Source organism: Nocardioides sp. QY071, assembly GCF_029961765.1.
Taxonomy (GTDB): domain Bacteria; phylum Actinomycetota; class Actinomycetes; order Propionibacteriales; family Nocardioidaceae; genus Nocardioides.
Genome location: NZ_CP124681.1, coordinates 2,956,145 through 2,973,844, shown reverse-complemented (window position 1 = coordinate 2,973,844; position 17,700 = coordinate 2,956,145). Strand labels below are relative to the sequence as shown.

Annotated in this window: 12 protein-coding genes and 3 rRNA genes; 14 read left to right on the top strand and 1 reads right to left on the bottom strand. The window is 67.1% G+C overall.

Going from position 1 to position 17,700, the window contains the following annotated elements; all coding sequences use genetic code 11:
* Window positions 1-14 precede the first annotated feature (14 nt).
* The 5 genes from argH (at window position 15) to QI633_RS14345 (ending at window position 7,706) form a co-directional block, all read left to right on the top strand.
* A complete protein-coding gene (gene argH, locus QI633_RS14365) occupies window positions 15-1,442 on the top strand; it encodes an argininosuccinate lyase (protein ID WP_141798570.1) in 1,428 nt (475 codons plus the stop codon).
* A gap of 389 nt (window positions 1,443-1,831) precedes the next feature.
* Window positions 1,832-3,351, top strand: a 16S ribosomal RNA gene (locus QI633_RS14360).
* A 401-nt stretch (window positions 3,352-3,752) separates the two neighbouring features.
* Window positions 3,753-6,875, top strand: a 23S ribosomal RNA gene (locus QI633_RS14355).
* A 110-nt stretch (window positions 6,876-6,985) separates the two neighbouring features.
* A 5S ribosomal RNA gene (gene rrf, locus QI633_RS14350) occupies window positions 6,986-7,102 on the top strand.
* Together the 16S, 23S and 5S rRNA genes form the textbook arrangement of a ribosomal RNA operon.
* A 238-nt stretch (window positions 7,103-7,340) precedes the next feature.
* Entirely contained in the window at window positions 7,341-7,706 is a 366-nt protein-coding gene (locus tag QI633_RS14345) for a single-stranded DNA-binding protein (protein WP_141798571.1), read from the top strand.
* On the opposite strand, the gene QI633_RS14340 is transcribed toward QI633_RS14345, so the two are convergent.
* Window positions 7,666-8,817 (bottom strand): DUF1015 family protein, encoded by a 1,152-nt coding sequence (locus QI633_RS14340; RefSeq protein ID WP_141798572.1) that lies wholly within the window; start codon window positions 8,815-8,817, stop codon window positions 7,666-7,668. The two genes, QI633_RS14345 and QI633_RS14340, sit on opposite strands and share 41 nt — an antisense overlap.
* 50 nt (window positions 8,818-8,867) lie before the next feature.
* On the opposite strand from QI633_RS14340, the gene QI633_RS14335 reads away from it, so the two are divergent.
* The 9 genes from QI633_RS14335 to ald all read left to right on the top strand — a co-directional run bounded on the left by QI633_RS14335 (window position 8,868) and on the right by ald (window position 17,693).
* Entirely contained in the window at window positions 8,868-9,890 is a 1,023-nt protein-coding gene (locus QI633_RS14335; RefSeq protein WP_260805949.1) for an HAD-IIA family hydrolase, read from the top strand.
* Between the two features lie 9 nt (window positions 9,891-9,899).
* Window positions 9,900-10,082, top strand: a complete 183-nt coding sequence (locus QI633_RS14330; protein ID WP_141798573.1) for a hypothetical protein — start codon at window positions 9,900-9,902, stop codon at window positions 10,080-10,082.
* A complete protein-coding gene (locus tag QI633_RS14325) occupies window positions 10,082-10,915 on the top strand; it encodes a TlyA family RNA methyltransferase (RefSeq protein ID WP_141798574.1) in 834 nt (277 codons plus the stop codon). The genes QI633_RS14330 and QI633_RS14325 overlap by 1 nt, the downstream gene beginning before the upstream one ends.
* Window positions 10,912-11,871 (top strand): NAD kinase, encoded by a 960-nt coding sequence (locus QI633_RS14320; protein ID WP_141798575.1) that lies wholly within the window; start codon window positions 10,912-10,914, stop codon window positions 11,869-11,871. Before QI633_RS14325 ends, QI633_RS14320 begins: the two co-directional genes overlap by 4 nt.
* Window positions 11,868-13,622, top strand: coding sequence for a DNA repair protein RecN (recN, locus tag QI633_RS14315; protein WP_141798576.1), 1,755 nt, complete (start codon window positions 11,868-11,870; stop codon window positions 13,620-13,622). Before QI633_RS14320 ends, recN begins: the two co-directional genes overlap by 4 nt.
* A 37-nt stretch (window positions 13,623-13,659) precedes the next feature.
* Window positions 13,660-15,369 (top strand): CTP synthase, encoded by a 1,710-nt coding sequence (locus QI633_RS14310; protein WP_141798577.1) that lies wholly within the window; start codon window positions 13,660-13,662, stop codon window positions 15,367-15,369.
* A complete protein-coding gene (locus QI633_RS14305; RefSeq protein ID WP_141798578.1) occupies window positions 15,366-15,962 on the top strand; it encodes an NUDIX hydrolase in 597 nt (198 codons plus the stop codon). Before QI633_RS14310 ends, QI633_RS14305 begins: the two co-directional genes overlap by 4 nt.
* On the top strand, window positions 15,955-16,440 hold the full coding sequence (locus QI633_RS14300; protein WP_141798579.1) for an Lrp/AsnC family transcriptional regulator: 486 nt from the start codon (window positions 15,955-15,957) through the stop codon (window positions 16,438-16,440). Before QI633_RS14305 ends, QI633_RS14300 begins: the two co-directional genes overlap by 8 nt.
* 137 nt (window positions 16,441-16,577) lie before the next feature.
* Entirely contained in the window at window positions 16,578-17,693 is a 1,116-nt protein-coding gene (gene ald / locus QI633_RS14295; RefSeq protein WP_282426167.1) for an alanine dehydrogenase, read from the top strand.
* The last annotated feature ends 7 nt before the right edge of the window (window positions 17,694-17,700 follow it).

Below are 17,700 nucleotides of genomic sequence, written 5' to 3'. Positions count from 1 at the left end.
ACGGAACCAGCGCAATGAGCACCAACACCGGCAAGCTGTGGGGCGGACGCTTCGAGGGCGGACCGTCGCCGGAGCTGGACGCCCTGTCGCGCTCGACCCACTTCGACTGGCGGCTCGGCCTCTACGACATCGCCGGCTCCCACGCCCACGCCAAGGCACTGGGCGCCGCGGGCCTGCTCACCGCCGACGAGGAGGCCGAGCTGCACCGCGGGCTCGACGCCCTCGCCTCCCGGTTCACCGACGGCTCCCTGCGGCCCGACCCCTCCGACGAGGACGTCCACGGCGCCCTCGAGCGGCTCCTCATCGAGGAGGTCGGCCCCGACGTCGGCGGCAAGCTCCGCGCCGGCCGCTCCCGCAACGACCAGATCGCCACGCTCTTCCGCTGCTACCTGCTCGACCACTCGGTCACGGTCGGGGACCTGGTCCTCGACCTGGTCGAGGCACTGGCCGGGCAGGCCGAGCAGCACCTCACCTCGGTCGGTGGGGGACCGGCGATCATGCCGGGCCGCACCCACCTCCAGCACGCCCAGCCCGTGCTGCTCTCGCACCACCTGCTCGCCCACGCCTGGGCGCTGCTCCGCGACGTCGAGCGACTCGGCGACTGGCGGCGCAGGGTGGCCGGCGACTCGCCGTACGGCTCCGGGGCGCTGGCCGGCCAGAGCCTGGGCCTCGACCCGGAGCTGGTCGCCCGCGAGCTGGGCTTCACCGGATCGACCGCGAACTCGATCGACGGTACGGCGTCGCGCGACTTCGTCGCCGAGTTCGCCTACGTCGCCGCGCAGACCGGCATCGACGTCAGTCGGATCGCCGAGGAGGTCATCCTCTGGGCGACCAAGGAGTTCGGCTTCGCCACGCTCCACGACTCGTGGTCGACGGGGTCGAGCATCATGCCGCAGAAGAAGAACCCCGACATCTCCGAGCTGGCCCGCGGCAAGGCGGGCCGCCTCGTCGGCAACCTGACCGGCCTGCTCACCACCCTCAAGGCCCTCCCGCTCGCCTACAACCGCGACCTGCAGGAGGACAAGGAGCCGGTCTTCGACTCCGTCGACACCCTCGAGGTGCTGCTCCCGGCCTTCACCGGCCAGGTCGCGACGCTCGTCTTCGACACCGATCGGATGGGGGCGCTGGCACCCCAGGGATTCTCGCTGGCCACCGACATCGCCGAGTGGCTCGTGAAGCAGGGCGTCCCGTTCCGGGTCGCCCACGAGCTCGCGGGCGCCTGCGTCCGCGAGTGCGAAGGCCTCGGGATCGAGCTCGACGAGCTCACCGACGAGCAGTTCGCGGCCATCTCGCCCCACCTGACCCCCGAGGTCCGCACCGTCTTGACCGTCGAGGGATCCGTCGCGTCCCGCGACGGCCGGGGCGGCACCGCACCGGTCCGCGTCGCCGAACAGCTCGCTGACCTGCGCAAACGCGTGCAGGAGACCCGCTCCGCACGCTGAGGGGCACCCCGAATTGCAACGAGGGGGACGTGTGCTGTTAATGTTCTTCTCGTTGCGGGGAACGCAGCGAAAACCTCCGGGGCAAGGCCCCAAACAAGAGCGTTTCGCTACGCCCGCAGCACGGTTCAGACCCCGGTCTGAGGCTCCGGTAGCCCGGAGTTGACGAGCGGAAGACGAACCACTAACGTTTCACAGGTTGCCCCGCGACCGAAGCCCGAAGGGCCGAGGCGCGAGAGCGTGTGATGTTTGAGAACTCAACAGTGTGTCATGCATAGATTGTTGTGACGTTTGTGTGCACTCGATCCTTTGGGGTTGGGTGTGTGTTTTCGGCAATGATGATTCTGATGACAAGTTTGTCAGCAGGGTCTTGATTGTCAGGTATCAAGTTTCTTATGGAGAGTTTGATCCTGGCTCAGGACGAACGCTGGCGGCGTGCTTAACACATGCAAGTCGAGCGGAAAGGCTCCTTCGGGGGTACTCGAGCGGCGAACGGGTGAGTAACACGTGAGTAATCTGCCCTGTGCTCTGGGATAGCCACCGGAAACGGTGATTAATACCGGATATAACCACTATAGGCATCTATTGGTGGTGGAAAGTTTTTTCGGCACAGGATGTGCTCGCGGCCTATCAGCTTGTTGGTGAGGTAATGGCTCACCAAGGCTTTGACGGGTAGCCGGCCTGAGAGGGTGACCGGTCACACTGGGACTGAGACACGGCCCAGACTCCTACGGGAGGCAGCAGTGGGGAATATTGGACAATGGGCGGAAGCCTGATCCAGCAACGCCGCGTGAGGGATGACGGCCTTCGGGTTGTAAACCTCTTTCAGTACCGACGAAGCGCAAGTGACGGTAGGTACAGAAGAAGGACCGGCCAACTACGTGCCAGCAGCCGCGGTAATACGTAGGGTCCGAGCGTTGTCCGGAATTATTGGGCGTAAAGGGCTCGTAGGCGGTTTGTCGCGTCGGGAGTGAAAACACCGGGCTTAACTCGGTGCTTGCTTCCGATACGGGCAGACTAGAGGTATGCAGGGGAGAATGGAATTCCTGGTGTAGCGGTGAAATGCGCAGATATCAGGAGGAACACCGGTGGCGAAGGCGGTTCTCTGGGCATTACCTGACGCTGAGGAGCGAAAGTGTGGGGAGCGAACAGGATTAGATACCCTGGTAGTCCACACCGTAAACGTTGGGCGCTAGGTGTGGGGCCTATTCCATGGGTTCCGTGCCGTAGCTAACGCATTAAGCGCCCCGCCTGGGGAGTACGGCCGCAAGGCTAAAACTCAAAGGAATTGACGGGGGCCCGCACAAGCGGCGGAGCATGCGGATTAATTCGATGCAACGCGAAGAACCTTACCTGGGTTTGACATACACCGGAAGCCCCCAGAGATGGGGGTCTCTTTGATACTGGTGTACAGGTGGTGCATGGCTGTCGTCAGCTCGTGTCGTGAGATGTTGGGTTAAGTCCCGCAACGAGCGCAACCCTCGTTCCATGTTGCCAGCGGGTTATGCCGGGGACTCATGGGAGACTGCCGGGGTCAACTCGGAGGAAGGTGGGGATGACGTCAAGTCATCATGCCCCTTATGTCCAGGGCTTCACGCATGCTACAATGGCCGGTACAAAGGGCTGCGATCCCGTGAGGGGGAGCGAATCCCAAAAAGCCGGTCTCAGTTCGGATTGGGGTCTGCAACTCGACCCCATGAAGTCGGAGTCGCTAGTAATCGCAGATCAGCAACGCTGCGGTGAATACGTTCCCGGGCCTTGTACACACCGCCCGTCACGTCACGAAAGTCGGCAACACCCGAAGCCGGTGGCCTAACCCTTGTGGAAGGAGCCGTCGAAGGTGGGGCTGGCGATTGGGACGAAGTCGTAACAAGGTAGCCGTACCGGAAGGTGCGGCTGGATCACCTCCTTTCTAAGGAGCACACCCGCAACGACAGCCGAATGTGTTGTTGTTACTTGGGGTGTTCGGATAGTGGAACGCAACGATCGTTGGACGGTGCTGGTTCATCTTCGGGTGGATCGGGTTGCTGTTCGGTAGGTATGGCACGCTGTTGGGTGTCTGAGGCATCAGACGCCTGCCTGGATTGGTTCCGGGTGTGGGGCTGGTTTGGCTTCTGGTTGTTTGACTTCTTCATAGTGGACGCGAGCATTAATAATAGTGTTTGTTTCGTGATTGTTTTGTGTGTTCTCTTATCAGGTTTGTACCACACGTCTTGTGATGAGGGCCACTGACTGCATGGATGCTCTGCTGCGGGCCTTGTATTCTGGGTGTTCGTGGTGGGGTGTTTGTTGTGTGTGTTGGTGGTTTGTTGTGGGCAAGTTGTTAAGGGCACATGGTGGATGCCTTGGCATCGAGAGCCGATGAAGGACGTTGGAGCCTGCGAAATGCCCTGGGGAGTTGGCAACCGAGCGTTGATCCGGGGATGTCCGAATGGGGAAACCCAGCTGGAGTCATGTCCAGTTACCCGCATCTGAATAAAATAGGGTGTGTGGAGGGAACACGGGGAAGTGAAACATCTCAGTACCCGTAGGAAGAGAAAACAAAAGTGATTCCGAGAGTAGTGGCGAGCGAAATCGGATGAGGCTAAACCCATGTCGTGTGATAGCCGGCAGGCGTTGCGGTGTGGGGGTTGTGGGAGTGTTGTTGTCGTCTCTGCCGGGATGGCGCGCAGTAAGAAACCAGACGCGAGGTCGAAGTCCGTTGGAAAGCGGTGCCGTAGCGGGTGATAGCCCCGTAGACGACAGTGTCTGGCTGTGTTCAGCATTTCCCAAGTAACACGCCACCCCTGAAATGGTGTGTGAATCTGGCGGGACCACCCGTTAAGCCTAAATACTCCTCGATGACCGATAGCGGACCAGTACCGTGAGGGAAAGGTGAAAAGTACCCCTGGCGGGGAGTGAAATAGTACCTGAAACCATGTGCCTACAATCCGTTGGAGCCCTTTGGGGTGACAGCGTGCCTTTTGAAGAATGAGCCTGCGAGTTAGCGATACGTGGCGAGGTTAACCCGTGTGGGGTAGCCGTAGCGAAAGCGAGTCCGAATAGGGCGTTTGAGTCGCGTGTTCTAGACCCGAAGCGGAGTGATCTATCCATGGGCAGGTTGAAGCGCCGGTAAGACGGCGTGGAGGACCGAACCCACTTCAGTTGAAAATGGAGGGGATGACCTGTGGATAGGGGTGAAAGGCCAATCAAACTCCGTGATAGCTGGTTCTCCCCGAAATGCATTTAGGTGCAGCGTTGCGTGTTTCTTGCCGGAGGTAGAGCACTGGATAGCCGATGGGCCCTACCAGGTTACTGACGTTAGCCAAACTCCGAATGCCGGTAAGTGAGAGCGTGGCAGTGAGACTGTGGGGGATAAGCTTCATAGTCGAGAGGGAAACAGCCCAGACCATCGGCTAAGGCCCCTAAGAGGTGGCTAAGTGGAAAAGGATGTGGAGTCGCAGTGACAACCAGGAGGTTGGCTTGGAAGCAGCCACCCTTGAAAGAGTGCGTAATAGCTCACTGGTCAAGTGATTCCGCGCCGACAATGTAGCGGGGCTCAAGCCATCCGCCGAAGCCATGGCAGTTCCATTCAACCCAGGCGTCTCCTTGAGGGGCGTCCAGGGGTGGAGCTGGGTAGGGGAGCGTCGTGTCACGGGTGAAGCGCCGGAGTGATCCAGGTGTGGATGTGACACGAGTGAGAATGCAGGCATGAGTAGCGAATCACGGGTGAGAAACCCGTGCGCCGATTGATCAAGGGTTCCAGGGTCAAGCTAATCTGCCCTGGGTAAGTCGGGACCTAAGGCGAGGCCGACAGGCGTAGTCGATGGACAACGGGTTGATATTCCCGTACCGGCGAAATGGCGCCCATGACGAGCCCGGTGATGCTAACCACCCGAAGCACCTCGTACTGATCCCTTCGGGGTGAGGGCTTGGTGTGGAGCGTGGGATCCGATCCGGTAGTAGTCAAGCGATGGGGTGACACAGGAAGGTAGCCCAACCGCCGCGATGGTAGACGGCGGGTAAGCATGTAGGACGGGGCTTAGGCAAATCCGGGTCCCAGCCCTTTGGTGGGTGAGTCTGAGATGTGATGCCGAGACCTTTTGGTCGAAGTGGGTGATCCTATGCTGTCGAGAAAAACCTCTAGCGAGCCATGAGCCGCCCGTACCCGAAACCGACTCAGGTGATCAGGTAGAGAATACCGAGGCGATCGAGACAACCATGGTTAAGGAACTCGGCAAAATGCCCCCGTAACTTAGGGATAAGGGGGGCCCGAGGCGTGTACCCACTTGCTGGGGAAGCGCCGGAGGCCGCAGAGACCAGGGGAAAGCGACTGTTTACTAAAAACACAGGTCCGTGCGAAGTTGTAAGACGATGTATACGGACTGACTCCTGCCCGGTGCTGGAAGGTTAAGAGGACGGGTTAGACGCAAGTCGAAGCTCAGAATTTAAGCCCCAGTAAACGGCGGTGGTAACTATAACCATCCTAAGGTAGCGAAATTCCTTGTCGGGTAAGTTCCGACCTGCACGAATGGAGTAACGACTTTCCTACTGTCTCAACCATGGACTCGGCGAAATTGCACTACGAGTAAAGATGCTCGTTACGCGCGGCAGGACGGAAAGACCCCGGGACCTTTACTATAGTTTGGCATTGGTGTTTGGTTCGGCTTGTGTAGGATAGGTGGGAGACTTTGAAGCAGCCACGCCAGTGGTTGTGGAGTCATCGTTGAAATACCACTCTGGTCGTACTAGATGTCTAACCTAGGGCCATGATCTGGTTCAGGGACAGTGCCTGATGGGTAGTTTAACTGGGGCGGTTGCCTCCCAAAATGTAACGGAGGCGCTCAAAGGTTCCCTCAGCCTGGTTGGCAATCAGGTGTTGAGTGTAAGTGCACAAGGGAGCTTGACTGTGAGACAGACATGTCGAGCAGGGACGAAAGTCGGAACTAGTGATCCGGCGACTCCGAGTGGAAGGGTCGTCGCTCAACGGATAAAAGGTACCCCGGGGATAACAGGCTGATCTTCCCCAAGAGTCCATATCGACGGGATGGTTTGGCACCTCGATGTCGGCTCGTCGCATCCTGGGGCTGGAGTAGGTCCCAAGGGTTGGGCTGTTCGCCCATTAAAGCGGCACGCGAGCTGGGTTTAGAACGTCGTGAGACAGTTCGGTCCCTATCCGCCGCGCGCGTAGGAAACTTGAGAAAGGCTGTCCCTAGTACGAGAGGACCGGGATGGACGAACCTCTGGTGTGCCAGTTGTACCGCCAGGTGCATGGCTGGTTGGCTACGTTCGGAAGTGATAACCGCTGAACGCATCTAAGCGGGAAGCACGTTTCAAGATGAGGTTTCCCACCCCTTTGTGGGTTAAGGCCCCCAGCAGAACACTGGGTTGATAGGCCGGAGGTGTACAGCAGTAATGCCCAGCCGACCGGTACTAATAGGCCGAAGACTTGCCACAACAAACCCCCAACACACTCAACAAGCACAAGACAACACTGTGTTGGTGCGCGCGTCCACATGAAGATGACCAACCCCGACATACATGTCGTAGACAGGGGTTCATAGAGTTACGGCGGCCATAGCGGCAGGGAAACACCCGGTCCCATCCCGAACCCGGAAGTTAAGCCTGCCAGCGCCGATGGTACTGCAACCGAGAGGATGTGGGAGAGTAGGACGCCGCCGGACAAACATTGGCTCAGGGCCAGCACATATATGTGCTGGCCCTGAGTGCTTTTTGGGCTCAGTTCACGCCTCGTGGGTCACATGGGTGATGTTCGGAGCCGTCGGTCGTCCCCAGGCTGCCTTTCGCCCGACGTTGTCCCCAGCGTCCGCCGGCACGGCACAGTCGTGTCGGAGCTGTTCCGCAGGATCGTCGCTCGGGTGAGCCAGTGGGGCTCCCCGATGACGCGAAGGTGGTCGGAGGATGACGAGGGACGTGGTGGAGTCGGAGACGGCGAACACGGTGCAGCTCAGCGGTCGGCTGGCGGCCGATCCCGAGGAGCGGGTGTTGCCGAGCGGGGACCGGCTGTGGACGTGCCGGCTGATCGTGCCGCGTGCGGCGGTGCGGACACTGGCGTCTGGACGCAAGGGGCCGTCGGTGGACGTCGTCGAGCTCGCTGGCTGGTCGTCGAAGGTGCGTCGCTCGATGCGCACCTGGCGGGCCGGTGACGTCGTCGGCGTGGAGGGCGCGCTGCGGCGCCGGTTCTACCGGTCGGGCGGGCAGACCGCGTCGCGGATGGAGGTCGAGGTCAGGACGGCTCGACTGGTGCGTCGCGCAGTGAGCGGATGAGCACGCCGAGGCTCGGCTTCGGCTGGAAGGAGGTCGCCTTCTCGGGAAGCAGCCGATCTGCTTCCGCGACCCGGATGACGAGGTCGACCGAGGGTGCCGGCATCAGCACCGCGATGGCATCGGGACGAGCGCCGCCGAGGGCGTCGTCGACCGTGTGGTGGTACGCGATCGCGGCGGGTCCGTGCGGGAGTGCCGGGAGGATCCGGTGGTGGAGCGCTTCCACCGCGGCCTCGTCGGCGTCGATGCCCAGGCCGATCACCGCCCAGCGTACACCGTCGGTGGCCGCGAGACGGGACGAGGACAGGGCGTGGACCGCGTCGGACTGGGCCTGCTCGCTGTACTCGAGGCCGAGGGTCTCGGCGGCGTCGCGCAGGTCCTCGAGGGACGTGCCGCTCAGGGTGCGGTGGATCGGGCCGAGGAAGAGGGGAGTGTCGGTCTGGTCGACCAGCATGGCCAGGCCCAAGTCCGTGGGGCGGGGGCCGGTCGGATCGCCGACGCGACGACGCTGGAGCCGGAGGTAGGCCGCGTAGCGGTGGTGGCCGTCGGCGATGAGGGCTCGGCTCTCGGCCAGCTCGGCGGCGATCACGGCGAGGGTGTCGGGGGTGCGTTCGGCCCAGATCCGGTGCTCCTGTCCGCCCCGGTCGGTGAACGCGTGGTCGGGGTCGCGGCGGGCGATCTCGGCGATCACCTCGCGCAGGCGGGGACTGCCCTGGTGGACCAGCAGGATCGGCGCGGGGTTGAGCTGCATCTCGTCCATCCGGTCGGCGAGCTCGTCTGCCTGGATGGGGTGGATGCCCTCGTGGGGAAGGACGGCGCGGTCCGTGGCGCGTGCGGCCCGGCGGGAGACGTCGAGCGCGCCGACCAGGCCACGGACCGTCATCCCGTTGGAGCTGTACTCGTGAAGGTAGAGCGCGGGCTCGGCGTCGGCCGTCACGAGGCCACGGGCCTGCCAGCGGAGGAGGCGCGCCGAGACATCCTTGTAGGGGCGCGCGAAGGCGCGACCGGTGGTCGGGTTGCCCACGCGGGCGGGTGCGAGCATGAGCGCCGGGAACGGCTCGAGACGCAACGGACCGGCCACGTAGGGCGGGGTCACGAGGGTGGTTGCGTCCATCAGGGCATCGTACGGAGCGGCTGGTGGTGCGGGCTGGCAAGGTGGGGCACGTGTTGCTCACATCCGCGGATCCCCTGGCCGAGGCCTACGACCTGGCGATGCTCGACCTGGACGGCGTGGTCTACATCGGTCATGAGGCGGTCGACGGCGCGGCCGGTCACATCGGGCGGGCGCGGATGGCCGGCATGCGCGTTGCCTTCATCACCAACAACGCGTCGCGGTCGGCGGCTGTGGTCGCCGAGCACCTGCGCGACCTCGGGGTGACGGCCCAGCCCGCGGACGTGGTGACCAGTGCCCAGGCCGCGTCGCGGGTCCTGGCGGAGCGCTTCGGAGCGGGCGCCCGGGTGGTGTGCCTGGGTGGCCCGGGACTGCAGAGCGCGCTCGACGAGGCCGGCCTGGTGGCGGTCGACGTGGAGTCCGAGGCGGTCGCCGTGGTGAGCGGGTACGGACCCGAGCTGCTGTGGCGCGACATCATGCACGCCGCGGTGCGGATCCGCGACGGGCTGCCGTGGGTGGCGAGCAACACCGACCGGACCATCCCGACGACGTACGGCGTGGCGCCGGGCCACGGCGTGCTCGTGGAGATGGTGCAGCGGTTCGCGGGCGTGAGCCCCGAGGTGGCCGGCAAGCCGGCTCGGCCGCTGCTCGACGAGACCGTACGGCGAGTGGGCGGCCGGCGCCCGCTCATGGTGGGCGACCGGCTCGACACCGACATCGAGGGGGCGCGCAATGCGGGTGTGGACTCGCTGCTGGTGCTCACCGGCGTGACGGGGCTCGCGGAGCTGGTGGCGGCGGCGCCGAGGGAGCGACCGACGTACGTGGCGGAGGATCTCGGCGGGCTGACGCAGGCCCACGCGGCACCCGAGCGAGCGGGGGACGGCTGGCGGGCCGGTGGGTGGTCCGGGCGGGTGGTCGACGGGAGGCTGGTCGTGGAGCAGACCGGTGCCGGGGCGAGCCTCGACGACTGGTGGCGCGTGGCGGCGGCGACGGCCTGGGCGCACCGGGACCGGACGGGAACGGTGCCGGACATCACCGCGGCACGCGTCCCCGGAACCGGCCCGGCGGCGCGGTAGCCTCGGGCCATGACCGAGGTACCAGTTCCGGCGCCCACGCCGACCGGGATCGATGCCGTCGACCGGGTGCTCGACCTCGTCGCGGGGCTGACCGAGCGTCCGCTCGAGGAGCACGCGGGTGTGCTCGAGGAGGCGCACGGCGAGCTCCGGCGGACCCTCGACAACCCACCGGCCGCACCGGCCGTCCCGTAGTGCCGCCGCGCCGACTGCGCCTCGACGCGGAGCTGGTCCGCCGCGGGCTGGCGTCGTCGCGCGAGCGCGCCGCCCAGCTGATCGCCGAGGGTCGGGTGAAGGTGGCGGGAGTGGTGGCGTCCAAGCCGGCCACGGGCGTGACGACCGACGTCGCGATCGTGGTGAAGGAGGGCGAGAACGGGCCCGACTACGTGTCGCGGGGCGCCCACAAGCTGGTGGGTGCGCTGGCGGCCTTCACCCCGCTCGGCCTCGAGGTCGAAGGGCGTCGTGCGCTGGACGCGGGGGCCTCCACGGGCGGCTTCACCGACGTGCTGCTCCGGTCCGGGGTGGCCGAGGTGGTGGCGGTGGACGTGGGCTACGGCCAGCTGCACTGGTCCCTGCAGCAGCACGAGAAGGTGGTGGTGCACGACCGGACCAATGTGCGCACGCTGACGACCGACGACATCGGCGGTCCCGTGGACCTGGTGGTCGGCGACCTGTCCTTCATCTCGCTGACCCTGGTGCTGGACGCGCTGCTGGGCGTGACCCGGCCGGACGGCGACCTGGCGCTGATGGTGAAGCCGCAGTTCGAGGTCGGCAAGGACCGGCTCGGCAAGGGCGGCGTCGTCCGCGACCCCGAGCTGTGGGTGGAGACCGTGCTGGGTGTGGCCCACGCGGCCGCCGAGCGCGGCTGGGGCGCGCGGGCGGTGACGGTGAGCCCGTTGCCGGGCCCCTCGGGCAATGTCGAGTTCTTCCTGTGGCTGCGGCACGGGCCGGCGACGATCGACGACGAGTCCATGGCGGTGATCGTGCGCCGCGGAACGTCGGACCCTGATGAGAAGGTGACCCCATGACGTCCGCCGACATCCCGCGCCGGGTGCTCGTGCTCGCCCACACCGGGCGTGCCGAGGCCCGCGACGTCGCGCGTGCCTTCGTCAAGGAGCTCACGGGGCACGGCATCGTGGTCCGGCTGCTGCGGCACGAGGCCGACGACCTCGACCTGGAGCCGGGCGCCTACGTCCCGGAGGTCGAGCTGACCGACTCCGAGTCCGACGCCAGCCACGGCTGCGAGCTGACCGTGGTGATCGGCGGCGACGGGAGCATCCTGCGCGCGGCGGAGGTGACCCACCAGCGCTCGACGCCGGTGCTGGGCGTCAACCTCGGACACGTCGGCTTCCTCGCGGAGGCCGAGCACGAGGACGTGGCGGCGACCATCGAGGCGATCGTCGAGCAGCGGTACCGGACCGAGGACCGGCTCACGCTCGACGTGAAGGCGTACGTCGGCGGTCAGCTCGTCTACTCGACCTTCGCGGTCAACGAGGCCAGTGTGGAGAAGGCGGCTCGGGAGCGGATGCTCGAGGTGGTCGTCGAGATCGACGACCGGCCGCTGTCGCGGTGGGGCTGTGACGGTGTCGTGTGCGCGACGCCGACCGGCTCCACGGCCTACAACTTCAGCGCAGGCGGCCCGATCGTGTGGCCGCAGGTCGAGGCGCTGTGCATCGTGCCGCTGAGCGCGCACGCGCTGTTCGCGCGGCCGATGGTCGTCGCGCCGTCGTCGGTGATCGCGATCGAGGTGCTCGAGGGCAACCAGGGGTCCGGCGTGCTCTGGTGCGACGGTCGGCGCAGCGTCGACCTGCCGCCGGGCGCCCGGATCGAGGTGAGCCGCGGGCAGCGGCCGGTCCGGCTGGTCCGGCTGCACTCTGCACCGTTCACCGACCGGCTGGTGGCGAAGTTCGGCCTGTCCGTGGAGGGCTGGCGAGGTGCCGCGGAGCAGCGCCGGGAGGCGCGGGCCCGGGGGGAGGACGCATGATCGAGGAGATCCGGATCAGCTCGCTCGGGGTCATCGACTCCTCGACGCTCGAGCTGGGCCCCGGCCTGACCGTGATCACCGGTGAGACCGGTGCCGGCAAGACGATGGTGGTGACCGCGCTCGGCCTGCTGCTGGGCGGCCGGGCCGACAGCGGCGCCGTGCGGGCCGGCGCCAAGCAGGCGCGGGTCGAGGGGCTGGTCGCCGCGAAGTCGCTGCCCGACCTGGTCACGGCGGTCGAGGAGGCCGGCGGCGAGGCCGAGGACGACGGGGTGGTGCTGGCGCGCAACGTGAGCGCCGAGGGCCGGTCCCGGGCGTTCGCGGGCGGTGCCGCGGTCCCCGTCGCGACCCTGGCCGAGCTGGCGGAGCCGTTGGTCGCGGTGCACGGCCAGTCCGACCAGCACCGGTTGCTCAAGGCGCAGACCCAGCGAAACGCGCTCGACCGGTTCGGGGCGCTCGACAAGCTGCTGACGGCCTACACGAAGGCGCACGACAAGCTCGTCGCCACCGAGAAGGAGCTGGCCGAGGTCGTCGCCACCGCGCGCGAACGGGCCCGGGAGGCCGACCTGCTGCGCTTCGGCGTCGACGAGGTCGCCGCGGTGCAGCCGCAGCCCGGGGAGGACGCCGAGCTCGCCGCCGAGGAGGCGCGGCTGGGACACGCTGACACGCTGCGCGGCGCGGCCGAGCAGGCCCGCGAGGCGCTCTCCAGCGAGCACGGCTCACCCGACGCTCTCGGCGCGGTGGCTGCCGCGCGCGGACTGCTCGAGGGCGTGCGCGACCACGACCCCGAGGCGGCGGCACTGGCCGACCGGGTGGCCGAGGTGAGCTACCTGCTCTCCGACGTCGCGGCCGACGTGGCGTCGTACGCCGCGCGCATCGACACCGACCCGAACCGGCTGGCCGCGGTCTCCGAGCGGCGCGCGGCGCTGATCGGGCTGACCCGCAAGTACGGCGAGACGGTCGACGAGGTGCTCGCCTGGGCCGAGAGGTCGGCGATGCGGCTGCTCGACCTCGACTCGACCGACGACAAGATCAAGGAGCTGAGCGCCGAGGCGACCCGGCTCCGGGCCGACCTGGCGACGGCGGGCAGCAAGCTCAGCGAGGCGCGGGTCAAGGCCGCCAGCCGGCTCGGCACGGCGGTCTCCGACGAGCTGACGCTGCTGGCGATGCCGCACGCCGTGGTCACCATCCGGGTCTCGCCGCGTGCCGCCGAGGCGCCGGCCGACCCCGCCCACCCGCCGGCCGACCTGCTGCAGGTCGGGGAGCGCTGGGTGCGGTTCGGGCGCAGTGGGCTCGACGAGGTGGAGTTCCTGCTCGCCGCCAACACCGGGTCCGAGCCGCGGCCGCTGCACAAGGGTGCGTCGGGCGGTGAGCTCTCCCGGGTCATGCTCGCGGTCGAGGTCTGCCTCGCCGGCACCAGCCCGGTGCCGACCTTCGTGTTCGACGAGGTCGACTCCGGCGTCGGCGGTGCTGCCGCGGTGGAGATCGGGCGGCGCCTGGCCAAGCTGGCCGACGACGCCCAGGTGCTCGTCGTGACCCACCTGCCGCAGGTGGCGGCCTTCGCCGACCGGCACGTGCTGGTCGAGAAGTCGAGCGACGGATCGGTCACCAGCTCGGGCCTGGTCACTCTCGACGACGCGGGCCGGGAGCGGGAGCTCTCCCGCATGCTGGCCGGCCTCGCGGAGTCCGACACCGCGCTCGCGCACGCCCGCGAGCTGCTCGAGCTGGCGCGAAACGCACCGCGAGCACGGTGAATCAGCCACAGATGACGTAGGATGGAATCCCGTGAACATGGCGCCCGGTAGCGGACAGAATCGGCAGGCAAAGCACGTCTTCGTCACCGGAGGCGTCGCCTCCTCGCTGGGCAAGGGACTCACCGCCAGCAGTCTCGGTCGGCTGCTGCGCTCACGTGGGCTGCGGGTCACGATGCAGAAGCTCGATCCCTACCTCAACGTCGACCCCGGGACGATGAACCCGTTCCAGCACGGCGAGGTCTTCGTCACCAACGACGGCGCGGAGACCGACCTCGACATCGGCCACTACGAGCGCTTCCTCGACACCGACCTCAACCAGATCGCCAACGTCACCACGGGGCAGGTCTACTCGTCGGTGATCGCCAAGGAGCGCCGCGGCGACTACCTCGGCGACACGGTCCAGGTGATCCCGCACATCACCAACGAGATCAAGGACCGCATCCTCGCCATGGGGTACGGCGACGAACAGGTTGACGTGGTGATCACGGAGATCGGCGGCACCGTCGGCGACATCGAGTCGCTGCCCTTCCTCGAGGCCGCGCGCCAGGTCCGCCACGACATCGGCCGCGACAACGTGTTCTTCCTGCACGTCTCGCTGGTGCCGTTCATCGGACCCTCGGGCGAGCTGAAGACCAAGCCGACCCAGCACTCCGTCGCCGCGCTGCGCCAGGTCGGCATCCAGCCCGACGCGGTGGTCTGCCGCGCGGACCGCGAGCTGCCGGAGAGCATCAAGAAGAAGATCTCGCTGATGTGCGACGTCGACCAGGACGCGGTCGTCACCGCGGCCGACGCGCCGTCGATCTACGACATCCCCAAGGTGCTGCACCGCCAGGGCCTCGACGCGTACGTCGTGCGCCGGCTCAACCTGCCCTTCCGTGACGTCGACTGGACGGTCTGGGACGACCTGCTGCGCCGGGTGCACCACCCGAAGGAGGACGTCACCGTCGCGCTGGTCGGCAAGTACATCGACCTGCACGACGCCTACCTGTCGGTGAGCGAGGCGCTGCGCGCCGGCGGCTTCGCCCACGAGGCCAAGGTGGAGATCCGCTGGGTCGCCTCCGACGACTGCGAGACGCCGGCGGGTGCGGCCAAGCACCTCTCCGACGTCGACGCGATCTGCGTGCCCGGCGGCTTCGGCATCCGCGGCCTCGAGGGCAAGCTCGGCGCGCTCACCTACGCCCGCCACAACAAGATCCCGACCCTCGGCCTGTGCCTGGGCCTGCAGTCGATGGTCATCGAGTACGCCCGCACCGAGCTCGGCCTGGCCAAGGCCGGCTCGACGGAGTTCGACCCGGACACCCCCGAGCCCGTGATCGCCACGATGGAGGAGCAGAAGTCCATCGTCGAGGGTGCCGGCGACCTGGGCGGCACCATGCGACTGGGCCTCTACCCGGCGCACCTCAAGGGCGGGACGCTGGCCCGCGAGGTCTACGGGGCCGAGCTGATCGAGGAGCGGCACCGCCACCGCTACGAGGTCAACAACGCCTACCGCGCCCAGCTCGAGGAGGCCGGCCTGGTCTTCTCCGGGCTCAACACCGACCTCGACCTGGTCGAGTTCGTCGAGCTGCCGCGCGACGTGCACCCCTACTACATCGGCACCCAGGCCCACCCCGAGCTGCGCTCACGGCCGACCCGCCCGCACCCGCTGTTCGCGGGCCTGGTCGGCGCGGCGATCAAGCGGCAGCGCGAGACGCGCCTCGAGATCGACGACACGAACCTGCACGCCGAGCCGACTGACGACGAGTGAGCGACCTGCGCGACGTCCCCGAGTCCTGGCCGGTCGAGGACAGTGTCGACCTGCACCGAGACGGGTGGGTCGTCGCGTTCCGCTCCGACCGGATCCGCCGTCCGGGGGCCGAGGACGAGGAGCCCTTCCGGCGGCTCGTGCTCGAGCACCCGGGGGCGGCCGTCGTCCTGGCGATCGACGACGAGGACCGGGTGCTGTGCCTCAAGCAGTACCGGCACCCGGCGCAGTCCCGGCTGGTCGAGCTGCCGGCGGGCGTGATCGACCACCCGGGCGAGGACCCCGAGGACGTCGCCCGGCGCGAGCTGCGCGAGGAGGCGGCGCTGGCCGCGGAGCGGTGGACCCACCTGCTCTCCACGCTCAGCTCGCCCGGCTACTCCGCCGAGCGGATCCACTACTACCTGGCCGAGGGTCTCGCACCGGCCGACCGCGGCGACTTCGAGCTGCGCCACGAGGAGGCCGACCTGGAGGTGCTCTGGGTGCCCTTCGCCGACCTGGTCGACGCGATCCTCGCCGGCGACGTGACCGACGGACCGGTCGTGCAGGCGGTGCTCGCCGTCCAGGTCCGTCGCGACCGGGAGGCCGCGCGTGGTTGAGCTGGACCCGATCGACGCGGCGATCGTCCGCGAGCTCCAGGACGATGCTCGGCTGGCCAACAACGTGCTGGCCGCACGGGTCGGCATCGCACCCTCCACCTGCCACGGCCGGGTCCGGGCGCTCTTCGAGCGGGGCGTGATCCGCGGCGCGCACGCGGAGGTCGACCAGGCCAGCATCGGCCGGCCGCTCCAGGCGATGATCTCGGTGCGGCTGCGCCCGCACGCGCGGGGCGAGCTGAGCGCCTTCGCCCAGGCCATGGCGACCCTGCCCGAGGTGCTCAACGTCTACTTCCTCGCCGGCGCGGACGACTTCCTGATCCACGTCGCGACCGCCGGCTCGGAGGAGCTGCGGGAGTTCGTCCTGAACCACCTCAGCGGCACCCGTGACGTCGCGATGACCGAGACCAGCCTGATCTTCGAGCACCTGCGGGGGCGTCCGGCCGAACAGGGTTCGGCGCGACGCGCGCCACAGGGCTGATCGCCGACGATCCGATCCGGGTTCTCGGGCAGGGCGCGAATTTTCGCTTCACCTACTAGCGGGTGGCTCGACTGATCTTCATGATTTCTCTTCACAGGGGAATCCGCGACGGATTCCGTGACCAGGAGGAATCCCACATGCGCGTCGGCGTGCCCAAGGAAGTCAAGAACAACGAGTACCGGGTGGCCATCACGCCGATCGGCGTGCACGAGCTGGTCGCGCACGGTCACGAGGTCGTCGTGCAGGCCGGTGCGGGCGTCGGCTCGCAGATCGCCGACGAGGACTACGTCGCCTCAGGCGCCACGATCCTGCCCGACGCGGACGCGGTGTGGGGCAGCGCCGACATGATCCTCAAGGTCAAGGAGCCGATCTCCGAGGAGTACGCCCGGATGCGCGAGGGCCAGGTGCTGTTCACCTATCTCCACCTGGCAGCCGACAAGGCGCTCACCGAGGAGCTGATCGCCCGCAAGGTCACCGCGATCGCCTACGAGACGGTCCAGCTGCCCTCGGGTGCGCTGCCGCTTCTGTACCCGATGTCGGAGGTCGCCGGCTGCCTGGCGCCCCAGGTCGGCGCGTACTCCCTCATGAAGGCCCAGGGCGGCCGTGGCGTGCTGATGGGTGGCGTCGGCGGCGTCGCCAACGCCAAGGTCGTCATCATCGGCGCCGGCGTCTCGGGCCAGAACGCGGCCAACATCGCCCTCGGCATGGGTGCCGACGTGACCCTGCTCGACACCGATCTCGACAAGCTGCGGATGTCGTTCTGGCGCTACAACAACCGGGTCCATGGCCTGGCCTCCTCGAAGCTGGCGATCGAGCAGCAGGTGATGGAGGCCGACATGGTGATCGGCGCCGTGCTGATCCCCGGCGCCGCGGCGCCCAAGCTGGTCTCCAACGACCTGGTCTCGCGGATGAAGCCGGGCTCGGTGCTCGTCGACATCGCGGTCGACCAGGGCGGCTGCTTCGAGGACACCCACCCCACCACGCACGCCGATCCGACCTACCAGGTGCACGACTCGACCTTCTACTGCGTGGCCAACATGCCCGGCGCGGTGCCGAACACCTCGACGTACGCGCTGACCAACGCGACCCTGCCGTACGCCGTGGCGCTGGCCGACAAGGGCTGGGCCGACGCGTGCCGTGCCGACGCCAGCCTGGCGCTGGGCCTCAACACCCACGCCGGCCTGCTGACCAACACACCCGTCGGTGAGGCGACCGGCATCGCCGCCGTGCCGGTCGCGGAGGCGCTCGCCTGACGCGTCG

What these genes read in the sequence shown, in the direction of transcription:
- argH (WP_141798570.1), top strand. Translation starts at nt 15, where the DNA reads ATGAGCACCAACACCGGCAAGCTGTGGGGCGGACGCTTCGAGGGCGGA.
- QI633_RS14345 (WP_141798571.1), top strand. Translation starts at nt 7,341, where the DNA reads ATGACGAGGGACGTGGTGGAGTCGGAGACGGCGAACACGGTGCAGCTC.
- QI633_RS14340 (WP_141798572.1), bottom strand. Translation starts at nt 8,817, where the DNA reads ATGGACGCAACCACCCTCGTGACCCCGCCCTACGTGGCCGGTCCGTTG.
- QI633_RS14330 (WP_141798573.1), top strand. Translation starts at nt 9,900, where the DNA reads ATGACCGAGGTACCAGTTCCGGCGCCCACGCCGACCGGGATCGATGCC.
- QI633_RS14320 (WP_141798575.1), top strand. Translation starts at nt 10,912, where the DNA reads ATGACGTCCGCCGACATCCCGCGCCGGGTGCTCGTGCTCGCCCACACC.
- recN (WP_141798576.1), top strand. Translation starts at nt 11,868, where the DNA reads ATGATCGAGGAGATCCGGATCAGCTCGCTCGGGGTCATCGACTCCTCG.
- QI633_RS14310 (WP_141798577.1), top strand. Translation starts at nt 13,660, where the DNA reads ATGGCGCCCGGTAGCGGACAGAATCGGCAGGCAAAGCACGTCTTCGTC.
- ald (WP_282426167.1), top strand. Translation starts at nt 16,578, where the DNA reads ATGCGCGTCGGCGTGCCCAAGGAAGTCAAGAACAACGAGTACCGGGTG.